24 protein-coding genes are annotated in these 20,425 nt (G+C 68.7%); 8 read left to right on the top strand and 16 right to left on the bottom strand.

The window, feature by feature from the left end; all coding sequences use genetic code 11:
* Positions 1–22: 22 nt before the first annotated feature.
* The 4 genes from ACQCSU_RS13410 to ACQCSU_RS13395 form a co-directional block, all read right to left on the bottom strand.
* Positions 23–259: a hypothetical protein gene (locus ACQCSU_RS13410; protein ID WP_426975799.1), complete on the bottom strand. Its 237-nt coding sequence runs from the start codon at positions 257–259 to the stop codon at positions 23–25.
* A 150-nt stretch (positions 260–409) separates the two neighbouring features.
* Entirely contained in the window at positions 410–2,002 is a 1,593-nt protein-coding gene (gene hutH / locus ACQCSU_RS13405; protein WP_426975798.1) for a histidine ammonia-lyase, read from the bottom strand.
* A gap of 7 nt (positions 2,003–2,009) precedes the next feature.
* Positions 2,010–3,707, bottom strand: a complete 1,698-nt coding sequence (locus ACQCSU_RS13400; RefSeq protein WP_426975797.1) for a urocanate hydratase — start codon at positions 3,705–3,707, stop codon at positions 2,010–2,012.
* Positions 3,708–3,949: 242 nt separating this feature from the next.
* On the bottom strand, positions 3,950–4,735 hold the full coding sequence (locus ACQCSU_RS13395; RefSeq protein WP_426979791.1) for an IclR family transcriptional regulator: 786 nt from the start codon (positions 4,733–4,735) through the stop codon (positions 3,950–3,952).
* 307 nt (positions 4,736–5,042) lie between these two features.
* Here ACQCSU_RS13395 and ACQCSU_RS13390 point away from each other — a divergent pair, with 307 nt between their 5' ends.
* Both ACQCSU_RS13390 and ACQCSU_RS13385 read left to right on the top strand, forming a co-directional pair.
* A complete protein-coding gene (locus ACQCSU_RS13390) occupies positions 5,043–5,618 on the top strand; it encodes an SDR family NAD(P)-dependent oxidoreductase (RefSeq protein WP_426975796.1) in 576 nt (191 codons plus the stop codon).
* Entirely contained in the window at positions 5,582–5,959 is a 378-nt protein-coding gene (locus ACQCSU_RS13385) for a hypothetical protein (RefSeq protein WP_426975795.1), read from the top strand. Before ACQCSU_RS13390 ends, ACQCSU_RS13385 begins: the two co-directional genes overlap by 37 nt.
* Before the next feature lie 46 nt (positions 5,960–6,005).
* On the opposite strand, the gene ACQCSU_RS13380 is transcribed toward ACQCSU_RS13385, so the two are convergent.
* The 3 genes from ACQCSU_RS13380 to ACQCSU_RS13370 are packed head-to-tail and all read right to left on the bottom strand — an operon-like array spanning position 6,006 to position 7,629.
* Positions 6,006–6,977, bottom strand: coding sequence for an NAD(P)-dependent alcohol dehydrogenase (locus tag ACQCSU_RS13380; RefSeq protein WP_426975794.1), 972 nt, complete (start codon positions 6,975–6,977; stop codon positions 6,006–6,008).
* On the bottom strand, positions 6,974–7,207 hold the full coding sequence (locus tag ACQCSU_RS13375) for a helix-turn-helix transcriptional regulator (RefSeq protein ID WP_426975793.1): 234 nt from the start codon (positions 7,205–7,207) through the stop codon (positions 6,974–6,976). Before ACQCSU_RS13375 ends, ACQCSU_RS13380 begins: the two co-directional genes overlap by 4 nt.
* Entirely contained in the window at positions 7,201–7,629 is a 429-nt protein-coding gene (locus tag ACQCSU_RS13370) for a hypothetical protein (RefSeq protein WP_426975792.1), read from the bottom strand. Before ACQCSU_RS13370 ends, ACQCSU_RS13375 begins: the two co-directional genes overlap by 7 nt.
* A gap of 208 nt (positions 7,630–7,837) precedes the next feature.
* Between ACQCSU_RS13370 and ACQCSU_RS13365 the strand changes: the two genes are divergently transcribed.
* Together ACQCSU_RS13365 and ACQCSU_RS13360 are read left to right on the top strand one after the other, a co-directional pair.
* Positions 7,838–9,346, top strand: a complete 1,509-nt coding sequence (locus tag ACQCSU_RS13365; RefSeq protein WP_426975791.1) for an amino acid permease — start codon at positions 7,838–7,840, stop codon at positions 9,344–9,346.
* Positions 9,347–9,385: 39 nt separating this feature from the next.
* The gene (locus tag ACQCSU_RS13360) at positions 9,386–10,018 is read left to right on the top strand and encodes a LysE family translocator (protein ID WP_426975790.1); all 633 of its coding nucleotides are present in this window, start codon (positions 9,386–9,388) and stop codon (positions 10,016–10,018) included.
* A gap of 83 nt (positions 10,019–10,101) precedes the next feature.
* Here the strand turns inward: ACQCSU_RS13360 and ACQCSU_RS13355 are convergent, their stop codons facing one another.
* Positions 10,102–10,851, bottom strand: a complete 750-nt coding sequence (locus ACQCSU_RS13355; RefSeq protein ID WP_426975789.1) for a 3-hydroxybutyrate dehydrogenase — start codon at positions 10,849–10,851, stop codon at positions 10,102–10,104.
* A gap of 139 nt (positions 10,852–10,990) precedes the next feature.
* Between ACQCSU_RS13355 and ACQCSU_RS13350 the strand changes: the two genes are divergently transcribed.
* Positions 10,991–11,899: a LysR family transcriptional regulator gene (locus tag ACQCSU_RS13350; RefSeq protein ID WP_426975788.1), complete on the top strand. Its 909-nt coding sequence runs from the start codon at positions 10,991–10,993 to the stop codon at positions 11,897–11,899.
* Here the strand turns inward: ACQCSU_RS13350 and ACQCSU_RS13345 are convergent.
* Positions 11,885–12,811, bottom strand: a complete 927-nt coding sequence (locus tag ACQCSU_RS13345; protein WP_426975787.1) for a spermidine synthase — start codon at positions 12,809–12,811, stop codon at positions 11,885–11,887. The two genes, ACQCSU_RS13350 and ACQCSU_RS13345, sit on opposite strands and share 15 nt — an antisense overlap.
* A 218-nt stretch (positions 12,812–13,029) precedes the next feature.
* Between ACQCSU_RS13345 and ACQCSU_RS13340 the strand changes: the two genes are divergently transcribed.
* Both ACQCSU_RS13340 and ACQCSU_RS13335 read left to right on the top strand, forming a co-directional pair.
* Complete coding sequence (locus ACQCSU_RS13340; protein WP_426975786.1) at positions 13,030–13,971, top strand: universal stress protein; 942 nt, start codon at positions 13,030–13,032, stop codon at positions 13,969–13,971.
* A 73-nt stretch (positions 13,972–14,044) separates the two neighbouring features.
* Entirely contained in the window at positions 14,045–15,046 is a 1,002-nt protein-coding gene (locus ACQCSU_RS13335) for a zinc-dependent alcohol dehydrogenase family protein (RefSeq protein ID WP_426975785.1), read from the top strand.
* A gap of 53 nt (positions 15,047–15,099) precedes the next feature.
* Here ACQCSU_RS13335 and ACQCSU_RS13330 read toward each other — a convergent pair whose 3' ends face one another.
* The 3 genes from ACQCSU_RS13330 to ACQCSU_RS13320 form a co-directional block, all read right to left on the bottom strand.
* Positions 15,100–16,062 carry a polysaccharide deacetylase family protein gene (locus tag ACQCSU_RS13330; protein WP_426975784.1) on the bottom strand — a complete coding sequence of 321 codons (963 nt, stop codon included), beginning with the start codon at positions 16,060–16,062 and terminating at the stop codon, positions 15,100–15,102.
* 456 nt (positions 16,063–16,518) lie between these two features.
* Positions 16,519–17,196: an O-methyltransferase gene (locus ACQCSU_RS13325; protein ID WP_426975783.1), complete on the bottom strand. Its 678-nt coding sequence runs from the start codon at positions 17,194–17,196 to the stop codon at positions 16,519–16,521.
* A gap of 68 nt (positions 17,197–17,264) precedes the next feature.
* Entirely contained in the window at positions 17,265–17,630 is a 366-nt protein-coding gene (locus ACQCSU_RS13320; protein ID WP_426975782.1) for a thiamine-binding protein, read from the bottom strand.
* Between the two features lie 145 nt (positions 17,631–17,775).
* Here ACQCSU_RS13320 and ACQCSU_RS13315 point away from each other — a divergent pair, with 145 nt between their 5' ends.
* Positions 17,776–18,408: a TetR/AcrR family transcriptional regulator gene (locus tag ACQCSU_RS13315; protein WP_426975781.1), complete on the top strand. Its 633-nt coding sequence runs from the start codon at positions 17,776–17,778 to the stop codon at positions 18,406–18,408.
* Positions 18,409–18,569: 161 nt separating this feature from the next.
* On the opposite strand, the gene ACQCSU_RS13310 is transcribed toward ACQCSU_RS13315, so the two are convergent.
* From ACQCSU_RS13310 to ACQCSU_RS13295, 4 genes are all read right to left on the bottom strand, one after another.
* Positions 18,570–18,761, bottom strand: a complete 192-nt coding sequence (locus ACQCSU_RS13310) for a hypothetical protein (protein ID WP_426979928.1) — start codon at positions 18,759–18,761, stop codon at positions 18,570–18,572.
* A gap of 86 nt (positions 18,762–18,847) precedes the next feature.
* Positions 18,848–19,159 (bottom strand): AzlD domain-containing protein, encoded by a 312-nt coding sequence (locus ACQCSU_RS13305; protein WP_426975780.1) that lies wholly within the window; start codon positions 19,157–19,159, stop codon positions 18,848–18,850.
* On the bottom strand, positions 19,156–19,920 hold the full coding sequence (locus tag ACQCSU_RS13300) for an AzlC family ABC transporter permease (protein ID WP_426975779.1): 765 nt from the start codon (positions 19,918–19,920) through the stop codon (positions 19,156–19,158). Before ACQCSU_RS13300 ends, ACQCSU_RS13305 begins: the two co-directional genes overlap by 4 nt.
* Positions 19,917–20,399: a DoxX family protein gene (locus tag ACQCSU_RS13295; protein ID WP_426975778.1), complete on the bottom strand. Its 483-nt coding sequence runs from the start codon at positions 20,397–20,399 to the stop codon at positions 19,917–19,919. The genes ACQCSU_RS13300 and ACQCSU_RS13295 overlap by 4 nt, the downstream gene beginning before the upstream one ends.
* Between the last annotated feature and the right edge of the window lie 26 nt (positions 20,400–20,425).

The raw sequence follows: 20,425 nt of genomic DNA, 5'->3' as shown, positions 1-20,425 counted from the left end.
CTTGTGGTGACGCCGGGTGCGGCTAGCTGCGCCGCACCTGGACGCCGTCGGACTTCAGGAAAAGCTGCGTCTCGGACGGGCCCGCCGGGACCAGCCAGAGCACGTTGCCGCTCACCGAGACTTCTTCGACTTCACCGGCCGCCAAAACCTGTGCGTGCTTGAGGATTTCGACCCGATCTCCGGCCTTGAGGCTTCTCCAGTCGAAAACCGTGGCGGCTGATGCCAGGCGCCTGGACAGAACCGTCCCGCGTGCTTTCATGAACTTCTACCCCTTTGTATATGTTCTTCGCCACAACTTCATTGGTGTGACTCTCCATTAGTACTACACTTCCCGGGCCCCCGCTGGCCGTGTTGCCGAGTATTTCGGGGGCGCCGGAAAATGTTCACGGAAACTGCATTTTGTTTTCCCTCAGGCGAGATTTCCGACGGCGGATTCGGCCGCCGCGCGGACCTTGCCCGAGGCGAGCAGCAGATCCGCCGCCTCCAGTTCCGGCGAGAGGAACCTGTCCGTCCCCGGACCGTCGACGACGTCGCGCAGTGCCGCGATCACGGCGGCGCCCGCCGGCCCCGGCGTGAGCTCCCCGCCGGAGACCTGGGTGCGGATATCGAGCGCCCGGGCCGAGGTCACCAGTTCGATCGCCAGGACGCGGCGCAGGTTCTCCACCGCCCGGCGGAGCTTGCGGGCCGCATGCCAGCCCATCGAGACGTGGTCCTCCTGCATCGCGGAGCTCGGGATCGAGTCCACCGACGCCGGAACGGCCAGCCGCTTGTTGTCCGAGACCAGCCCGGCCTGGGTGTACTGGGCGATCATGAGGCCGGAATCGACGCCCGGGTCCGCGGCGAGGAAGGCCGGCAGCCCGTGCGAGCGGGCCGGGTCCAGCATCCGGTCCGTGCGGCGCTCGGCAATGGAGCTGAGATCCGCGACGGCGATGGCGAGGAAGTCCAGCACGTAGGCCACCGGTGCGCCATGGAAGTTGCCGTTGGAGCTGACCCGGCCGTCCGGCAGGACCACCGGGTTGTCGATCGCGGCGGCGAGTTCGCGGGAGGCGACCAGGGCGGCGTGGTCCACGGTGTCGCGGACGGCGCCGGCCACCTGGGGGGCGCAGCGCAGCGAGTAGGCGTCCTGCACCTTGGTGTCGTTGATCCGGTGCGAGGCCACGATCGGGGAGTTGGACAGCACGCGCAGCATGTTGTCCGCTGAGGCGGCCTGGCCCGGGTGCGGACGCAGCGCCGCGTGCAGCTCGGGCAGGAACACCTGGTCCGTGCCGAGCAGCGCCTCGACGCTGAGCGCGGCGGTGATGTCCGCCGTCGTGAGCAGCTGGCGGATGTCCGCGATGGCCATCAGCAGCATGCCAAGCATGCCCTCGGTGCCGTTGACGAGCGCCAGGCCCTCCTTCTCGGCGAGGGTGACGGGTTCGATCCCGTGTTCGGCGAGGAGTTCGGCGACAGTGCTTTCTCCGCGTGCGCCGTAGGGCGTTCCGTCCGGTCCTGTCGCTTCGCCCTCGCCCATCAGGACCAGGGCGCAGTGGGACAGGGGGGCGAGGTCGCCGGAGCAGCCGAGGGAGCCGAACTCGCGGACCACCGGGGTGATGCCGGCGTTGAGCACATCCACCATGGTCTGCAGCACCACCGGGCGGACACCGGTGCGGCCGGAGGCGAGGGTCTTGGCGCGCAGGAACATTATGCCGCGGACCACTTCGCGTTCCACGGCCGGGCCCATGCCGGCGGCGTGGCTGCGGATCAGCGACTTCTGCAGCTGGGTCCGCAGCTCGTTCGGGATGTGCCGGTTGGCGAGGGCGCCGAAGCCCGTGGAGATGCCGTAGGCCGGGACCTCGCTGTGGGCGAGGTCGTCGATGTGGGCGCGGACCTTGGCGACGGCGTCCAGGGCGTCCTGCGAAATGGTCACCTTGGCGTCGTGGCGTGCGACGGCGACGACGTCCTCGGGGGTGACGCCGCTGGAGCCGAGGGTGACGGTGAGCGGTTCGTGAGTCAGTACAGACATGATGTTCCTAATTGCTTTCGTTCATCGGGATGCGGACGCCGCGTTCCTGGGCGACCTCGACGGCGCGGTCGTAGCCGGCGTCGGCGTGGCGGATGACGCCCATGCCGGGGTCGTTGGTGAGCAGGCGTTCGAGCTTCTGGGCGGCGAGGTCGGTGCCGTCGGCGACGGAGACCTGGCCGGCGTGGATGGAGCGGCCGATGCCCACGCCGCCGCCGTGGTGGATGGAGACCCAGGTGGCGCCGGAGGCGGTGTTGAGCAGCGCGTTGAGCAGCGGCCAGTCGGCGATTGCGTCGGAGCCGTCGGCCATGGCCTCGGTCTCGCGGTACGGGGAGGCCACGGAGCCGGAGTCGAGGTGGTCGCGGCCGATCACGATGGGCGCCTTGACCTTGCCTTCTTTGACGAGCTGGTTGAACAGCAGTCCGGCCTTGGCACGGTCGCCGTAGCCCAGCCAGCAGATGCGGGCCGGCAGGCCCTCGAACTCGACGCGCTCCTGCGCGGCGTCGATCCAGCGGTGCAGGTGCTTGTTCTCGGGGAACAGCTCCTTGATGGCCTTGTCCGTGACAGCGATGTCCTCCGGGTCGCCGGAGAGCGCCACCCAGCGGAACGGGCCCAGGCCCTCGCAGAACAGCGGCCGGATGTAGGCCGGGACGAAGCCGGGGAATTCGAAGGCGCGGTTGTAGCCGCCCTTGCGTGCCTCGTCGCGGATCGAGTTGCCGTAGTCGAACACCTCGGCGCCGGCGTCCTGGAACTCCACCATGGCCTGGACGTGCTTGGCCATGGAGGCCTGGGCCTTCTTGGTGAAGCCCTCCGGATCGGCCGCGGCCTCGCGGTGCCATTCCTCCACGGTGATGCCCTCGGGGAGGTAGCTCAGCGGATCGTGCGCGGAGGTCTGGTCCGTGACGATGTCCACGGTGAGCTCGCCGGCGTTGTGGCGGCGCAGGATTTCCGGGAACACCTCGGCGGCGTTGCCGACGTAGCCCACGGACCAGCCGCGGCGCTCTTCCTTGGCCTTGAGGACCTTGGCGATGGCGGCGTCGAGGTCGGTCTCCACCTCGTCGAGGTAGCGCTTGCCGGCGCGGCGCCGCAGGTGGCTCTCGTCGACGTCGACGATCAGGCAGGCGCCGTCGTTGAGGGTGACGGCGAGCGGCTGGGCGCCGCCCATGCCGCCGCAGCCGCCGGTGAGGGTCAGCGTGCCGGCGAGGGTGCCGTCCTCGTCTCCGGTGAGCTTGCGGGCGATCGCGGCGAAGGTCTCGAAGGTGCCCTGCAGGATGCCCTGGGTGCCGATGTAGATCCAGGACCCGGCGGTCATCTGGCCGTACATCATCAGGCCCTCGGCCTCGAGCCGGCGGAACTCGGGCCAGTTTGCCCAGTCGCCGACAAGGTTGGAGTTGGCCAGGAGCACCCGCGGCGCCCATTCATTGGTGCGGAAGACGCCGACCGGTTTGCCGGACTGGACCAGCAGGGTCTCGTCCTTTTCCATGGTTTCCAGGGTGCGGGTGATCGCGTCGAAGGCGGCCCAGGAGCGGACGGCGCGGCCGGTGCCGCCGTAGACCACGAGGTCATCGGGGCGTTCGGCGACCTCGGGGTCCAGGTTGTTCATGAGCATGCGCAGCGGGGCTTCCGTCTGCCAGCTCTTGGCGGTGAGCGTGGTGCCGCGGGCCGCTTTGACCGGGCGGGCACCGGTGGTGAAATCGGCGGGTGCCATGAGGGGCTCCTTTAGTTTCGTGGTGGTTCGGGGGATGAAGTTCTATATCCACTAAAGCCTGTGCGCGGCCGCGGAAACAGGGCTTGTTGGTGGGTGCTGTCCGGGATTCCAGACCCACCCCTCTCGCCCGTTGCGCCATCACTTCCGGTCGCTAAAACGGGCAAATGGGAGCCCTAAGTGATAGCGCAACTCGGAGGGCGGGGCGTGCGGGGCAAAAGGCGTGCGGGGCGTGCGGACAGGGATCAGGCGGAGCGGCGGCCGTGGATCCGGACCGAGAGCTCGTCCGCGACCTTCTGCACCCGCGCGGCCAGGGCGGGCCACTGATCCGCTGGCAGCTTGTCCTCCAGGAAGGTCACGGCGACTGCCGCCGTCGGCCAGCCCACGTGGTCCGTGACGGCCGCGGCGATCGACCCGAATCCGGGCGTCACCTCGCCGTGCTCGGTGGCGTACCCGCGCTGCCGGACCTGGTCCAGGTGCGAGGACAGCGCCGAGTACTTCATGATGGCACCTTCCATGTCGTGCCGGGCCGTGAACGCGGCGGCGTTCGGGTACAGCGCGCGGACCTGGGATTTCGGCAGAGCGGCGAGGATGGCGCGCCCGCTGGCGGTGAGGTGACTGGGGAGCCGGACGCCGACGTCGGTCACCAGCGATGGGCGGTTCTTGGCCCGCTCCTCCACGATGTAGAGCACATCCCGGCCGTGGAGCACGGCGAGATGGGCGCTTTCGCCGATCACGTCCACGAGCGAGGCGAGCATCGGCCGGCCCAGCCTGGACAGCGGTTCCTGCCTCGAATAGGCGGAGCTGAGCTCGAAGGCGCTGATGCCCAGGCCGTACCGCTGCTCTTCGTGCAGGTGCAGCACGAACCCGTTTGCCTCCATCACGCCGAGCAGGTGGTAGACGCTGGAGCGCGGCAGGCCCAGTGCCGTGGCAATGTTCGACGCCGCCATCGGCCCGCGCTTTGAGGCCAGCAGTTTGAGGATGCGCAGGGTGTTCTCCGCCGCCGGCACCTTGGACGTCGCCTTGGACATGGTCCTGGCGGCGGCCGGCTGGGGCGAGGGTTCGACGACGGCGGCATCCGCGGCAGTACCGCTCATGGAAGTGCCGCTCAAGGCTGTGCTGGTGGCTGGCATCGGTCCTCTTCGAATTGGGCGGTGTCCGGTATCCCGTACTTAAGCATGCGCCCCGGCGGCGCAATCGGACAGACCGCCCAGCTTCCCAGTGTCTGGAATCCCGGACATTCATCGAAGGCGATAGGGATGCGGGCCGTCCGCCCCTAGCCGAAGCGCGAGGCACGTGGTTGGCTGGACGCCTTGATTGCGGCAGGGAGGCAAGGGCATGGCACCAGCATTGTCCGGCAAAGTGGCCCTCGTTGCCGGGGCGACGCGGGGTGCCGGCCGCGGGATCGCCGTCGCCCTCGGGGAGGCCGGGGCAACGGTGTACTGCACCGGCCGCTCGGCGCTGGGCCGGCGCTCCGACTACGACCGGCCGGAAACCATCGAAGAGACGGCCGAGCTGGTGACCGCTGCCGGTGGCGCGGGGATCGCCGCCGCCGTCGACCACCGCGAGCCGGGCCAGGTGGAGGCACTGGTCCAGCGGATCGACGCCGAACAGGGCCGGCTGGACATTCTGGTCAACGACATCTGGGGCGGCGAAAACCTCATCCGGTGGAACACCCCGCTGTGGGCCCAGGATCTGGAGGCCGGGCTCCGGATGCTGCACACGGGCGTCGACACGCACCTGGTCACGAGCCATTTCGCGCTGCCGCTGCTCATCCGGCGACCCGGCGGGCTTGTGGTGGAGATACCGACGGGACCCGCGAGTACAACGCCGGGCACTACCGCGTGTCCGTGTTCTACGACCTGGTCAAGACTGCCGTGCTCCGCCTCGCCTTCAGCCAGGCCGAGGATCTGAAACCCTACGGCTGCGCCGCGGTGGCCCTCACCCCCGGCTGGATGCGCTCCGAGATGATGCTTGAAGCCTTCGGCGTCAGCGAGGGGAACTGGCGGGACGCCGCCGCCATCCAGCCGCATTTTGCCGCGATCTCGGAAAGCCCGCGGTTCGTCGGTCGTGCGGTCGCGGCCCTCGCCGCGGACCCCGAAGTAGTTCACCGCCGCGGCGGCTCCTACTCCTCCGGCGGCCTGTCACGCGAGTACGGCTTCACCGACGTCGACGGCTCCCAGCCCGACTGCTGGCGGTACCTGGTGGAAGTGCAGGATGCCGGGCTTCCGGCGGACGCCTCCGGGTACCGGTGAGTATTCCGGTGTTTCCGGCAGACATTCAGAGCCTTGGGCCGGCCGCTCAGACCGTGACAACCACCTTGCCACGGGCCTTGCCATCGTGCATGTACTGGATCGCGGCCGGGGCGTCAGCCAGGGCGAAGCTCCGGTCGATGACCGGCTTCACGGTGCCTGCTTCGATGAGTTCCGCCAGGGCGCGGAGGTCCTGGGCACGTTCGACCGCCAGGAGCCCCTTGAGCTTCTGGCCCAGGAAGAGGGACAGCGCTGCGGCACGGAGCGAGCGCCCGAAGCCGCCGGTCCATTTTCCGCCGCCTTCCCCGCCGACGATGACCAGGGTTCCGTGCGGCTTGAGTGCCCGCCGGAGGACGGAGAGCGGGCGGTTGCCCGCCGTGTCGAGAATGAGGTCGTACTGTTTCCGGCCGTCGGCGAAGTCGTCGTGCTTGTAGTCGATGACGTGGTCCGCGCCGACTGAGCGGACCAGCTCCAGCTTCCCGGTGCTGCACACGCCCGTGACCTGCGCCCCGAACGCCTTGCCCAGCTGCACGGCGTAGGCGCCGACGCCTCCACCCGCACCGATGATCAGGACTTCCTGTCCTGGCCGGACCTGCCCGCTGTCGCGGAGCCCCTGGAGCGCCGTGACTGCGGAGACGGGCACGGCGGCCGCCTGCTCAAAGCTGAGGTTCGCCGGCTTCAGCGCCAGTTTTCCCTCCTTGGCGCACGCATATTCGGCAAAGGAGCCCTCACACGTGCCAAAGACTTCGTCACCGGGACGGAATCCCACGACGTTCCTGCCGATCGCTTCCACTTCGCCGGCAACCTCCCGACCGCGGATGCCGGTCTTGGGTGCCCGCAGCCCGAAGCCGACGGCGCGGGTCAGGTACGGCAGTCCGGTCATGAGGTGCCAGACCCCCTGGTCGACGCCGGCCGCATGGACCCGGATGAGCACCTCGTCGTCGCCGGGCACCGGCTTGTCGACGTCGCGCAGCTCCAGGACCTCCGTGGAACCGTATACGTCTTGGATGATCGCTTTCATGGTGCTTCTCCTTCAGGGTCGGGGTACTGGAACACATCGTCGAGGGGAACCCTGAGGACGTGGGCAATCTGGAATGCCAGCTCGAGCGAGGGCGAGTAGCGGCCCTGTTCGATGGCGATGACGGTCTGTCGGGTGACGCCGATGCGCTCCGCAAGCTCCGCCTGGGTCAGCTCGCCACGCTCAAACCGCAGGCGGCGGATCGAGTTCGTGACCCTGGTCGGCTTCACCATGGCTGGAAGCCCCGGCGATAGGCCACAATCTTCGCCACGGAGCCCAGGATCGCCGAGAGGAAGAAGGCCAGGTAAATGGCATTCGCGATCCAGAAGTGGTCCGCCTCAGCCATCGCCATGATCAGGGCCGCCACTCCCCCGACGACGAGGAAGGACTGGCCGACTGACTCACCGAAGCGGTAGATCTCCTTGTCGCGCTGATCCTTGATGCCGGCTTCTTTGGCCGAGAACGCCCGGATCGCGGTGTGCAGCACGATGGAGGCCACGATCGATCCTCCGACCGTCCACAGCAGCGGCGCCACGTACGGCACCTCGGTCAACGGCGTGGACCCGGACAGTCCGAACACGATAGCGAGGTATACGGCATAGGCCGCTACCGCCAGCACCCCCATGACCCAGGCGCTCTTCTCTTCAAAGGACATTTCCGCTCCCATGTAAAACAAAGCTGACATCCCTAAAGGTAAAGAAACTTTGACATGGTGTCAAGGGTTTTCGACGTCGAAGAAAATTGCCCCTCCGGCCGCGCAGTCTGAGATCAAAGACACCGGTTGCCCGTGAGGCTCATCACAGCTCCGCCGGACATGTTCTGCTGGATAGCGATCCCCCTCCCAATGACGAGAAGGTATTCGCATGCAACAAGCCCAAACCGCCGCCGAGGCAGCACCCCGTTCAGCCCAGGCCGGGAGCGCCGGCAGAACCGTCGGCGCCGCCGTCGAGACCGTCTTGAGCCGGGGACTCAACGTCCGGCACATCCGCTTCATGGCCCTCGGCTCGGCCATCGGCACCGGGCTGTTCTACGGCTCCGCTTCGGCCATCCAGAAGGCGGGCCCGGCCGTGCTTTTCGCCTACATGATCGGCGGCGCCGCCGTCTTCATGGTGATGCGGGCCCTGGGCGAGATGGCGGTGCGGCACCCGGTGTCCGGCTCCTTCGGCCAGTATGCGAGCCGGTACCTCGGCCCGCTGGCCGGCTTCGTGACCGGCTGGACCTACGTGTTCGAGATGGCGATCGTGGCCATCGCGGACGTCACCGCCTTCAGCATCTACATGGGCTTCTGGTTCCCCGAGGTGGAACGCTGGATCTGGGTCCTGGCCATCATCTTCTTCCTCGCGGCGTTGAACCTGCTCAGCGTGAAAGTCTTCGGCGAACTCGAATTCTGGTTCTCGCTGATCAAGGTGGTGGCGATCATCGCCATGATCGCCGGCGGGGCCGCCATCATCGTGTTCGGCTTCCAGGCAGGTGGCGCCACGGTGGCACCTGGCCTGGGCAACCTCGTGGAGCACGGCGGCCTGTTCCCCAACGGCTTCGAAGGGCTCCTGGCCTCGTTCGCCGTCGTGATGTTCGCCTTCGGCGGGATCGAGACGATCGGCGTCACGGCCGGTGAGGCAGCCGACCCGAAATCCGTAATTCCGAAGGCCGTCAATACCGTTCCCGTGCGGGTGCTGCTGTTCTATGTGCTCACCCTCGGCGTGCTCATGAGCCTGTTCCCGTGGAATGAGATCGGCACCAGCGGCAGCCCGTTCGTGCAGATCTTCAGCGGCCTGGGCATTCCGGCCGCGCCCCACATCCTCAACGCCGTGGTGATCACTGCCGCGCTCTCCGCGATCAACAGCGACATCTTCGGCGCCGGCCGGATCCTCTTCGGGCTGGCCCGGCAGGGGCACGCCCCCGCCAGCTTCGGCAAGGTCTCCCGGCACGGCGTGCCCTGGCTGACCGTGGTGATGATGGCCGGCATCCTGCTGGTGGGCGTGGTCCTGAATGCCGTCATCCCGGAGGACGTGTTCCTGCTGATCGCCTCGATCGCCACCTTCGCCACCGTCTGGGTCTGGGTGATGATCCTGGCCTCCCACGTCGCGATGAAGCGCGAGATCTCCCGCAAGGGACTGCCGGCGTCGGAGTTCCCCTCCCCGTGGTGGCCTGCGGCTTCCGTGCTGACCATCGTCTTCATGGCCCTCGTCATCGGAATCCTCGGCGCCTTTGAGGACACCCGGGTGGCGCTCTACGTGGGCGCCGTCTGGCTCGGACTGCTCGTGGTTGCGTACCGCCTCTGGGTCCGCGGCCACGGCCTGGTCCGGGCCGAACTCGCGGACGAGACCGCGGACACGACCGCGCAGGTTCCGCAGGTTCCGGCGGCACGTTAGGGGCCTCCCGCTGGGGGCCGCCCGGAGTTACGATCGGGCATGGTCCCCGCCGCCAACCTGCTGACTTTCGCGATTGCCGCCTTCGTTATCATTGCCGTTCCCGGGCCCAGCGTGCTGTTCGTGATCGGACGGACGCTGGCCCTGGGACGCAAGGGCGGCCTGCTGAGCGTGCTGGGTAACGCACTCGGCGAACTGCTGCAGATCGCCGCGGTGGCGCTGGGCGTCGGGGTGGTGCTGGCCCAGTCCGTGCTGCTGTTCAGCGTGGTTAAATTCGCCGGCGCCGCCTACCTCATTTTCCTCGGCATCCAGGCGATCCGGCACCGCGGAGGTGGTCCGGCGGCAGACCCATCCCGTTCGGCATCCACGTTCCGCGTGCTCCGGGAAGGGTTCATCGTCGGCGCCACCAACCCTAAGTCCATTATCTTCTTCGTGGCGGTGCTCCCGCAGTTCGTGGACTATCAGGCCGGTGCGATTCCGCTGCAGCTAGGTACACTCGGGGCGCTGTTCCTGCTGATCGCCCTGATCTCGGACAGCGCATGGGCCCTCGCGGCCGGGACCGCCCGCCACTGGTTCGCCAGTTCGCCCCGAAGGATCGCCGCCCTGGGCACCACCGGTGGTGTGATGATGATCGGGCTGGGCGGCACCCTGGCGCTTTTCGGCAACAAGAACTAGCGCCGAGGTGACAGTTGGCGCCCATATTCCCGAGGAACACGGGCGCCAACTGTCACCTCGGCGTCGTCGGAGGGTGCAGCAAGCTACCTTGCCGACCAGCCGCCGTCCATGGTGTAGCTGGCGCCGGTGACCATACCGGCGTCGTCCGAGGCGAGCCACGCCACGAGGGACGCCACCTCCTCCGGCTCCACAAGCCGCTTCACCGCGGATTCGGTCAGCATGATCTTCGCCAGCACCTCGGATTCCGGAATGCCGTGCACCTTGGCTTGGTCGGCAATCTGCGACTCGACCAGCGGCGTCCGGACGTAGCCCGGGTTGATGCAGTTGGACGTGACGCCGTGGGCGCCGCCCTCCAGCGCCGTCACCTTGCTTAGCCCTTCCAGTCCATGCTTGGCGGAGACGTAGGCGCTCTTGAACGGCGAGCCCCGCAGGCCGTGCACGGAGGACAGGTTGATGATCCTGCCGAAGCCGTTGGCATACATGTGCGGCAGGGCGGCCCGGATCAGCAGGAACGGCGCCTCCAGCATGAGCTTGATGATGCGGCGGAAGTCGGCCGGATCGAAGTTTTCGATGGGACTGATCCGCTGGATTCCGGCGTTGTTGACGAGGATGTCGCAGTCCAGGCTGAGGGCCTCGAGCGCCTCGACGTCGAGCAGGTCGACAGCCCAGGCCGTTCCGCCCACTTCATCCGCGAGGGCGGAGGCCGCGGCGTCGTCGACATCCGCGATCACCACTTTGGCGCCCCGCGCCGCCAGGGCGCGGACGCTTGCAGCCCCGATCCCGCCGGCGCCGCCGGTGACGAGGGCCTTGCGGCCGTTCAAGCTGCTCTCCATGTCTGCACTCCTCAGTTCGCATTTTTAACGGCCCAGGCGAGGCAGGATGCACGGCACTGAGCAGCTTCACTGAGTATTGCCGCAGAAAGTCGGCGATTCAATGGTCAAAGCAGCACCCCTTATGTGCAGAATTGCAGATATGACCGCAAACCCCGACGACCTGCTGGTGCTGCTGGCCGTCTCCCGTTCCGCGAAGTTCACGACGGCGGCCCAGGCCCTCGGGTTGAACCACACCACTGTTTCCCGGCGGATAGCGGCCCTTGAGAAGGCTTTGGGCGGCCGGGTCCTGTCCCGCGCCGCCGGCGGCTGGGAGCTCACGGACCTCGGCGCCGAAGCCGTGCGGGTAGCCGAACAGGTGGAAGCTGCCATCCAGCCCCTCGAACAGCCCGGGAGCACCCCGGACCCGATCACCGGCGTCGTCCGGATGACCGCCACGGACGGCTTCAGCGCCTACATCGCCGCCCCCGCAGTGGCCCGGCTGCGCCGCGAGCATCCCGGTCTCAGCGTCGAGATCATTACCGTGACCCGGCGGGCGCTCCAGCAGCGCTCCGGCCTGGACATCGAGGTGGTGGTCGGAGAGCCGCAGGTGCACCGGGCCGCGGCTGCACGGCTCGGCGAATACATGCTCGGAATGTATGCCTCGCGCGACTATCTGGCCGAATATGGCACCCCCGCCACGGTGGCGGAACTGACCGCCCACCCCCTCGTCTACTTTGTCGATTCCATGCAACAGGTGGACGATCTGGACGCCCCGCGCCGGCTGGTGCCGACTATGCGGGAGGGGCTGAGTTCCACCAACGTGTTTGTCCACGTGGAGGCGACCCGCGCCGGCGCCGGGATCGGCTTCCTGCCCTGCTTCGCGGCGGATCTGCACCCGGACCTCGTCCGGCTCCTGCCCGGGTCCTTCGCCGAACTGCTGCCGTACTGGATGGTGCTGCGTCCCGATTCCATGCGTCGACCGGCCGTGGCGGCGGTGGCGCAGGCACTGCGCCTACAGACCGCGGACCACCGCGAGGCGCTCATGGGCCGGGGCTCAGCCCGCGGGTGATTCCGGCATTGCGGCCATCGGAACTTTCGGGTCGTGCCGGACCGGGGCGCCGGCGGCGAAGGCGCGGACTTTCGCGTCGTCCCAGATGTGGGCGGGCACCGCACCGCCGAGCAGCCGCCTCGCCAACTGGGGGTCGTCGTCGAACGGAACGTCGCTTCCGGCCATGATCATGTTTCCGTAGCGCCGGCCCTTGAGCATTGCCGGGTCGGCAATGATCACGGTGTGCTTGAAGGCATCCGCGATGGTGGCGGCATCCTCGCGGGAGTTCTTCAAATCCGGGGCGTCACCCGAGTTCACTATGTAGATCCCGCCGGGAGCCAGGACAGCCCTGGCGTGCTCGTTGAACTCCCGGGTGGTGAGCGTCCTGGGCGTCACGGAGCCGGCGAAGACATCGCGGATGATCACATCCCGAGTCTGCGGGGTGAGGCTCTCGGTGACCTCGCGGGCTTCCCCCACGCGCAGGCGCAGCAGCGGGGCTTTGGGCAGGTCGAACCAGCCGCGGACGTATTCGGCGAGTCTGCCGTCCAGTTCGACGACGACCTGGCGGGCCTCAGGGTAGGCGGCGTGGAAGTAACGGGCCAGGGAGCAAGCTCCCCCGCCGAGGTGCAGGGCGCGCAGCTTCGGCTTCGTCTCCCGGGGCCAGCGCGATTCCACCAGCGCGGAGATCCAGCGCATGTACTCGAAGTCGAGGAACAGCGGATCGGCGAGGTCAATGTGGGAGCTCATCACGCCGTTGATGCGCAGCAACCAGCCGGTGGAGTTGTCCTGGTCCGCGATCAGCTCGCAGTCACCGGTGTCGATGTAGTAGATGCCTTCAACCGGACCGTCCGGGCGGCTGCCCTTGGGCACTTCCACAACTCCCGGCGTCGTGTTTCCGGTGTTCCGGCCGGCCGCCCTGCCCCGCTTCGCCATCAGTCGTCCACCGTTTTGCTCATGTTTCAAGCCTAGTTCACCGGGCCGCAGCGGCTGGGGCCTGAGGCGGCGGCGCCGATGGCGATCACCGCAGGAAAATCGCGCCGTTCAGGGCTCCTCGCGGGACCAAAGCCCCTAGCCCGGCCGGGCGTCCTGCGCTCTACTGGGGGCAAGTAACGCTGGGGGCAGGGTAGGGACGACGACCCGGGAGGCAGCATTTGGCACCCGCAGCAGGGCAGGGACGCAGTACCGTGGCTGTGGGCTACGACGGGTCCGAGGCCGCGCAGCAGGCCGTGAGATGGGCCGCCGAATACGCGGTCACCGTACGGTCGCCGCTCCGCGTCATCCACGCCTGGGTCTGGCCGGTGTTCACCAAAAACCTCGGCCCGGTCAAGGGCGTGGAAGGCAGCGGGCTGCGGCACTCGGCCGAAACCATCCTGGCCGAAGGCATCGAGCTGGGGCGCCAGGCCTACCGCCCGCTCGCCACGACCGACGCCGGGGCCGGGACCCCAGCCAGCGCCGGGACCCCAGCCAGCGCCGGGACCCTAGCCGGCGGCGGGGCCGACGTCGACGGCGTCATCGAAGCCGGGCTCCCGGCGCAGGTCCTGCGCAGCGCTGCCCGGGACGCGCGCCTCCTTGTGGTCGGCAGCCTCGGCATCGGCGGCGTGCTGGGCCAGCTGGCCGGTTCGGTCTGCCTGGATCTGGCCGGTTCCTCCCCCTGCCCGCTGATGGTCATCCGGCGTCCGCGCAGCCCCGGGAGCCCCGTGGTGGTGGGGATCGACGCGACGTCCCGGGCTTCGGCGGCACTGGCCGGTGCCGTCCGGCTCGCGACCGCGCTCGGCACCTCCCTGCAGCTGATCCACATCGACCAGTCACGCGAAGCGGACCGCGAAGCGGACCGCGAAGAGCATGGCCGCCATGCCCCGCTCCATGGTCAGGAGCTGCTGGACCACGCCCTGGCTGACGCTGTGAAGCTGGCCCCGGAGCTGGCGGTCTCCGGCAAGCTGGTTCAAGGCCATTCCGCGTCCAAGGAGCTGCTCGCAGCGGCAAGCGACGCGGACGTACTGGTGATTGGAACCCACAATCGCGAGGGCGGTCCCGGCAACACCGTCTCCGCAGTGCTGCACAAAGCACGCTGCAACGTGCTGATCACCCGCTGATCCCGTTACGCCGGAATGCCGCCTCAGCGGCCACGGCTGTACGGGACCGGAAGCGCGAGGAGAGGAGAGCGCCGTGCGAGCCTGGCGGGTTGCTCAGCCGGGACCGATCAGAAGCGGCCCCCTGGTTGCAGGCGAGTGCCCGGACCCCCGGCCCCGCCCCGGCGAGGTGCTGTTGAGGGTGCGGGTCTGCGGGGTGTGCCGGACGGACCTCCACCTGGCGGAGGGTGAGCTGGAGCCGAAGCACGCCGGAACCATTCCCGGCCACGAAGTCGTCGGCGAAGTACTCCGCTGCGGCACGCGGGCCAGGCGGTTCAGGCCCGGGGAGCGCGTCGGTGTGGCGTGGCTGGGCGGGACCTGCGGTTCCTGCCGGTTCTGCCTGCGCGGTGAAGAAAACCTCTGCCTGTCCCCCACCTTCACCGGGTGGGACCGCGACGGCGGCTATGCCGAGCTGATCACCGTGGCCGAGCAGTTCGCCTACCGGATTCCGGACGTCTTTACGGACGAGGAGGCAGCGCCCCTGCTCTGCGCCGGGATCATCGGCTACCGCGCCCTGGCCCGGGCGGAGCTGCCCATCGGCGGCCGGCTGGGGATCTATGGTTTCGGCGGGTCCGCGCATCTGGCCACCCAAATCGCCCTGTACCGGGGTGCACGCGTGTACGTCATGACCCGGTCAGAGGACGCCCGGCGTCTTGCCCTCGAGCTGGGCGCCACATTCGCCGGCGGCGCGGAGGAGGATCCGCCGGACCCGCTGGACTCCGCGATCCTCTTCGCGCCGGCGGGCGGCCTGGTGCCGGTGGCGCTTCGCGCCCTGGACCGCGGCGGGACCCTCGCCGTCGCGGGCATCTACTTAAGCGATATTCCGCCGCTGAACTACGCCAGGGAACTATTCCAGGAACGCCAGCTCCGAAGCGTCACGGCCAACACCCGTGCCGACGGCGAGGAGTTCTTCCGCATCGCCGCCGAGATCCCACTCCACCCCACCACGGTGGCGTATCCCTTCGCCTCCGCGGACAAAGCGCTGCTGGACCTGGCGGAGGGCCGGATCACCGGGGCCGCCGTGCTGCTCATGACCTGAGCCGGTACCTGACCCAGTCCTCGCCGGAGTGGGCCGCGGCAGTCCACGGATCGCTAATCCAGCAGCGCAGCGAGGGTGGTGAAACCGTAGCCGGCCTGCCGGATCCGGTTGATGATCTGTAACAGGGCGTCGGCGTCCAGCGTGGTCCCGTCGTCGGGATTGGAGCCGACGTGCATCAGGACGATCTCCCCCGGCCGCAGCTGCCCGAGGACCCGGTCCGCCACCACCTGCGCCGTGATCCCTCCGCTGGTGCCTTTCCAGCCAAGCGAGTCCACGGTCCAGCGGACCGGCAGGTAGCCGAGGGTGTTCACTGTGGCGATGGTCCGGGCATCGCGTTCACCGAAGGGGAACCGGAACAAGGGCCGGGGATCCCCGCCGGCGGCTTGGATTGCCTGCTGCGCCCGGACCAGCTGGTCCCCGATCGCAGCGTCCGAGAGTCCGGTGAAGCCCGGATGCGTCATCGAATGGTTGCCCACGCGGTGGCCCCCGGCCACGATCGCCGCGACTCCCGCCGGGTTGGCGCCGGCCCAGCTGCCGGTCAGGAAGAACGTGCCGCGCACGCCGGTGGCACCAAGCGTCTGCAGGATGCTGGGTAGCCCTGCCGAGTTGGCTCCGGCGTCGAACGTCAGGGCCACCACCCGGCCGGCACCGGGGATGAGCTCGAGGTCGCGGCCGGCGAGCGCGGCGGGGAACGGCGCCGCGGGGGCGGGAGGTACAAGCGGGCCCTGTGCCGGTGGCTCCGGGGCCGGTGGTGCTGGGGCCGGCTCAGCGGGGACCGACCCGCTTGGGGCGGGAACCAAAGTTTCCGACGGCGGCGGGCTGGCCGACGTACCCGGCGTCCGGGTGGCCGATTTTCCGGTCGGCGTCCCCGTAACCGGGGCCGTCGGCGTGGCAGTCGGCTCGGCAGCCGGGGGGCGCATGGAGAAGGCGAGAGCCACGAACACCGCGGCTACCACGAGCGCCACAGCAGCCCCAGCAGCCAGCACGCGCCGCCGGTCGGAAAAAATCGACCACATGGTTCACTGTGGCACCACGGGCCCGGGCCCGCCTAGGGCTGAAAGGCCCGCGCGCTCATGGCCGGGCCGCGGGCCTGTCTATGACATTGCCGGAATCAGGAGGCCCGGTACCGGTCGAACAGGAGGATGAAGGAGTCGTCCGTTCGGCGGTAGTCGGTGAAGTCGCAAGACGGGTCTTGCTCATATCGGTGACCACCTCAAGGTTGGGGCCCAGATCACCGTCCGGCCCGTGGGCGGTCAGTCCGATGGCATCAACGTTCTGGCCCGGACCATCGTCGGCCTCGCAAACCAGGACTGAGCGCTAATACAGGATGGTGTCCGTGTCGCCGCGAATGCCGCCGCGGGGACCCACGGATCGGGGTCGTCAGGTTGCAGTGAACGGGTGGGGCTTACAGCCCGCTTGCCCCGTGCCGGTCGCCGGGCAGCCGCACAGAACCCCGGATGCCGGCGCACGATCTAGCGGACGAGCGCCAGGGCGAAGCCGTCCCAGCCCTTCGAGCCCACGGTCTGGATCACGGTGGCGTCCAGCCGCGGGTCCTCGCCCATCATCTGCAGCGCACTGATGATGCCGGGCGCGTTGACGGTATCGAGGGCCGGGTCCAGCACGGCGCCTTCCCAGACCACGTTGTCCATGACCACCGTGGTGCCGGGCCGGCCGAGCCTGATGGACCAGTCAAGGTAGTGTGCGTCGTTTTCTTTGTCCGCGTCGATGAAGACGAAATCGAACGGCTCGGCGCCCTCGTCCTGGAGGGCCTGCAGAGTGTCCAGCGCCGCGCCGACCCGGACCTCCACCTTGTGGCCGAGTCCGGCGTCGTCGACATTTGCGCGGGCCACTTCGGCATGCTTGGGAAGGAATTCGCAGGTGACCAGCTTGCCGCCGTCGGGCAGCCCCTGGGCCATCCAGATGGTGCTGAAGCCGGCCAGCGTACCGATCTCCAGCACGCGGCGGGCACCGGAGAGCTGGACCAGCAGCTTGAGCAGCTTGCCGGCATTGGCCGTCACCTCGATGGGTGGCAGGCCCGCTTCAAGGGCACTTGTCACGGCGCGTTTCAGGGAGCTGTCCGGACGGACCACGACGTCGGACAGGAAGTCCTCGACGGCGATCCAGCGGGCGGTGGACTGATGCTCGATCATGCCCCCAGTCTTCCAGCTGGGCGGGCCCGGCGGTAGCGTCCGGCCGGAACCTCCCAACCTCCGGTGTTTTAGCCCTGGCCGGGGGCCTTGGCCTCGCCGATCGCAGCTTCGAGACGTTCCAGCTTGCCGGTAAGTTCCCCCGAGTAGCCCGGGCGGATGTCCGCTTTGATGACGAGCGAGACGCGGCTGCCGTAGCGTCCGACGGCCTCCGTGGCGCGCTTCACCACCGCGAAGACTTCGTCCCATTCGCCTTCGATAGTGGTGAACATCGAATCGGTGTGGTTGGGCAGCCCGGACTCCCGGACGATCCGCACCGCCTCGGCGACGGCGTCGTGGACCGAGGCCTCGTCCGCCGCGGCAGAGGAATCTGTTGGGCCGGACGAGGCGCCGGGTGCGGGCCGGCCGGACGGGGCGACAGAAAATGCAAGCAACATGGTCCCAGTCTTTCATGCCGCCAGGAGACCGTCGGCACCCGTTCCGGCACCGGTGCCGGGACCGGTTCCGGCCCTGCAATCGTCATCTTGGGCACTACGCGTCGGTAACAGGTTTACTCAACCTTTGCGTTGCTACCCTGAGCAAATGAACCGGGTTATAGAAGGCAGGCCGCTCCGCGCGGACGCCGCGCGCAATGTGGACAAGATCATCACGGCGGCCCGGCAATGCTTCCGCGAGCACGGCCCGGAAGTCCCGCTGCAGACCATCGCCGTGACCGCCGGGGTGGGACCCGCCACCCTGTTCCGGAACTTTGCGGACAAAGAAGAACTGGTCCTCGCAGCATTGCACCGGCAGCTCGGACTGCTGGTGGGTCCAGTCATCGAGGAGGCCCTTGCCAACCCGGATGCCGCCGACGGGCTCTTCCGCGTGATCGACGCGCTGATGGGCGTCGCCAGCGAGGAGGCCAACCTGCTCGGCGCCGTCGCCGGCCGGCGTGGCCTGTTGACCGGCATCACCGGTGACCTGATCGAATCCGTAGCCGTGCTGCTCGGCCGCGGACAGGGCCAGGGAACCCTGCGCAGCGACATTTCGATGACGGACCTGATCCGGCTCCTGGCCATGCTGATCGGCGTCGTGGACACCATGGAGGCCGGCTCGGACGCCTGGCGCCGCCCCGTGGCCCTGGTCGAGGACGCCATCCGCACGGAACGGCCGCACCGGCCGCTGCCGCCGCAGGGGCCGCTGCCGAGCACGGCGTTCGACGCAGTACTCGGCTAGCGCCGGTGGTGCGGGAGACCATCGGCGGAATTGTCGGCGGTCTGCTACGTTCCTGCCGACACCGATCGACCCGGTGCCGGACTTCCTGCCCGTGATCGGCTACGCCGACGATGTCATCATGGCGGCCCTGGTCCTGCGCTCCGAAAGCCGGATTCTCCGCTTCAGTCCTCCGCCGGCTTCTCTTTGGCTTCCTGGAGATGGTGTTGCAGCTTCTCCTCGGCCTCGCGGCGGCGGCGTGCCATCTCGCGCAGTTCCCGGGTGGACTCAGCTCCCGGGGGGACATGAGGCTCGTGCGGTTTGGGGTGCTGCCCCTTACCGGCTGCACCCCGCTCCGGAACGTCGTTGTCGCTCATATTCGAATGCTCCCATGGGGCATCCGGGGTAAGTAGGGACTAAAGACCGTTACGGCCCGGTACGACGGCGGTATGCGGCGGCCCTGCTAGCTCCAGCCCAGCAGCCGAAGCCCGGCGGCGGCGCCGGCACCGGCGAGGACCACCACAAGGAACGGCGCCCGGAAACACAAGGCGACGCCGGCCGCCGCCAGCGCCCCCAGCCGGGCGTCCAGCGCCAACGACTGGCCCGAAGCCACCGCGTTCACGATGGTCAGGGATGCCAGCAGCCCGATGGTCATGGTGCCGGCGATCCTGGACATCCGGGGATCGCGGAGCAGGCTGGCGGGAACCAGATAGCCGAGCAATTTCCAGGCATAGCCCAGCAGGCAGGCGAGGAGCAGCCACAGCCACAGGCTCATGGGGTATCCCCTGAGGGACGGGAAGAGGGACGGGAAGAGGGGTGGGCGGGGTGATGCGCCGCATAGGGATCCACATCCGGTTCCAGGCCTTCGTCACTGCGGCCGTGGCTCAGCCAGCCGATTCCCGCTGCCACCACGGCGGCCACCAGGATCGGCACCCCGGCGGGCACGAACGGGACGGCAAGCACCGTGGCCAGCGCGCACACGACGGCGATCGCCACCGGTTCGCGGCCCTTCAGCCGCGGCCAGAGCAGGCCCAGGAACGCCGCCACCGCGGCGCCGTCGAGACCCCACTGCTTGGGGTCGCCCAGGGCGGCTCCCGCGAGCGCGCCGACCGCGGTGAACACGTTCCACAACACGAAGATGCCGAGGCCTGCCGTCCAGAAGCCGCGCCTCTGTTCGATCGGATCCGTCTGCCCGGTGCTGGTGGCGGTGGACTCGTCGATCGTCACGTGGGCGGCGGCGAACCTGAGCCAGCCGCGTGGCCGGAGCAGGGCGTTGATCTGCATGCCGTAAATCCCGTTGCGCATGCCCAGCAGCGTGGCCGCCCCCATCGCGGCGACGCCGGAGCCGCCTCCGGCCACCACGCCGATGAAGGCGAACTGCGAACCGCCGCTGAAGAGCAGCAGGCTCAGGGCCATGGTCTGCCAGAAGTCGAACCCCGAGGTGACCGACAAGGCACCAAAAGACACGCCATAGAGGCCCGTGGCGATGCTGATCGAGAGCCCCACCCGCACGGCCGGGGACTGCAGGAACTTCATGGCCGCCGCCCCGGGACGGTTTTCGGCAGGGCCGGTTGGCCGGCCCCCGGCTTCGTGGGGCTCCAGGCCCAGGCCATCAGCGGTGCCTGCAGCGGGAGGCGCAGTGCGTGGACCCGGCGCTGGCGGGGCGTGCCGTCCGGTCCATAGGCCCGGCGCAGGGCGTCGACGTGCCCGGCCAGAAAGAGCGTGAACAGGGCGGTGACGCAGCCGGCCGTCGCCGGGCGCGTGGCCGGGATCAGGAGTCCGACGGCGGCGCCGGCTTCCAGCAGCCCGCACACGGCAACCCATTCCTGCCGGGACAGCACGGCCAGCGGACCGTTGGGCCCGGCACCGGAGTCGTCGCGGCAAAGGAAGTCCGGAACCACCTGGTCAAAGAACTCCGGCTCCCGGAAGTGCTTTCCGGCGCTGGCCAGCAGCAACGCGCTCAGGGCAGCCGCGGCAAGCGTCTGGGTGGCCCGGCCGGACCAGCGAAATGGCATGCAACAACTCAATCACAGCCACGGAC

The organism is Pseudarthrobacter sp. O4, from assembly GCF_050157025.1.
Taxonomy (GTDB): Bacteria; Actinomycetota; Actinomycetes; order Actinomycetales; family Micrococcaceae; genus Arthrobacter.
Note: the sequence above shows the minus strand (reverse complement) of the source record. Positions and strands in the feature narration are given on the sequence as shown.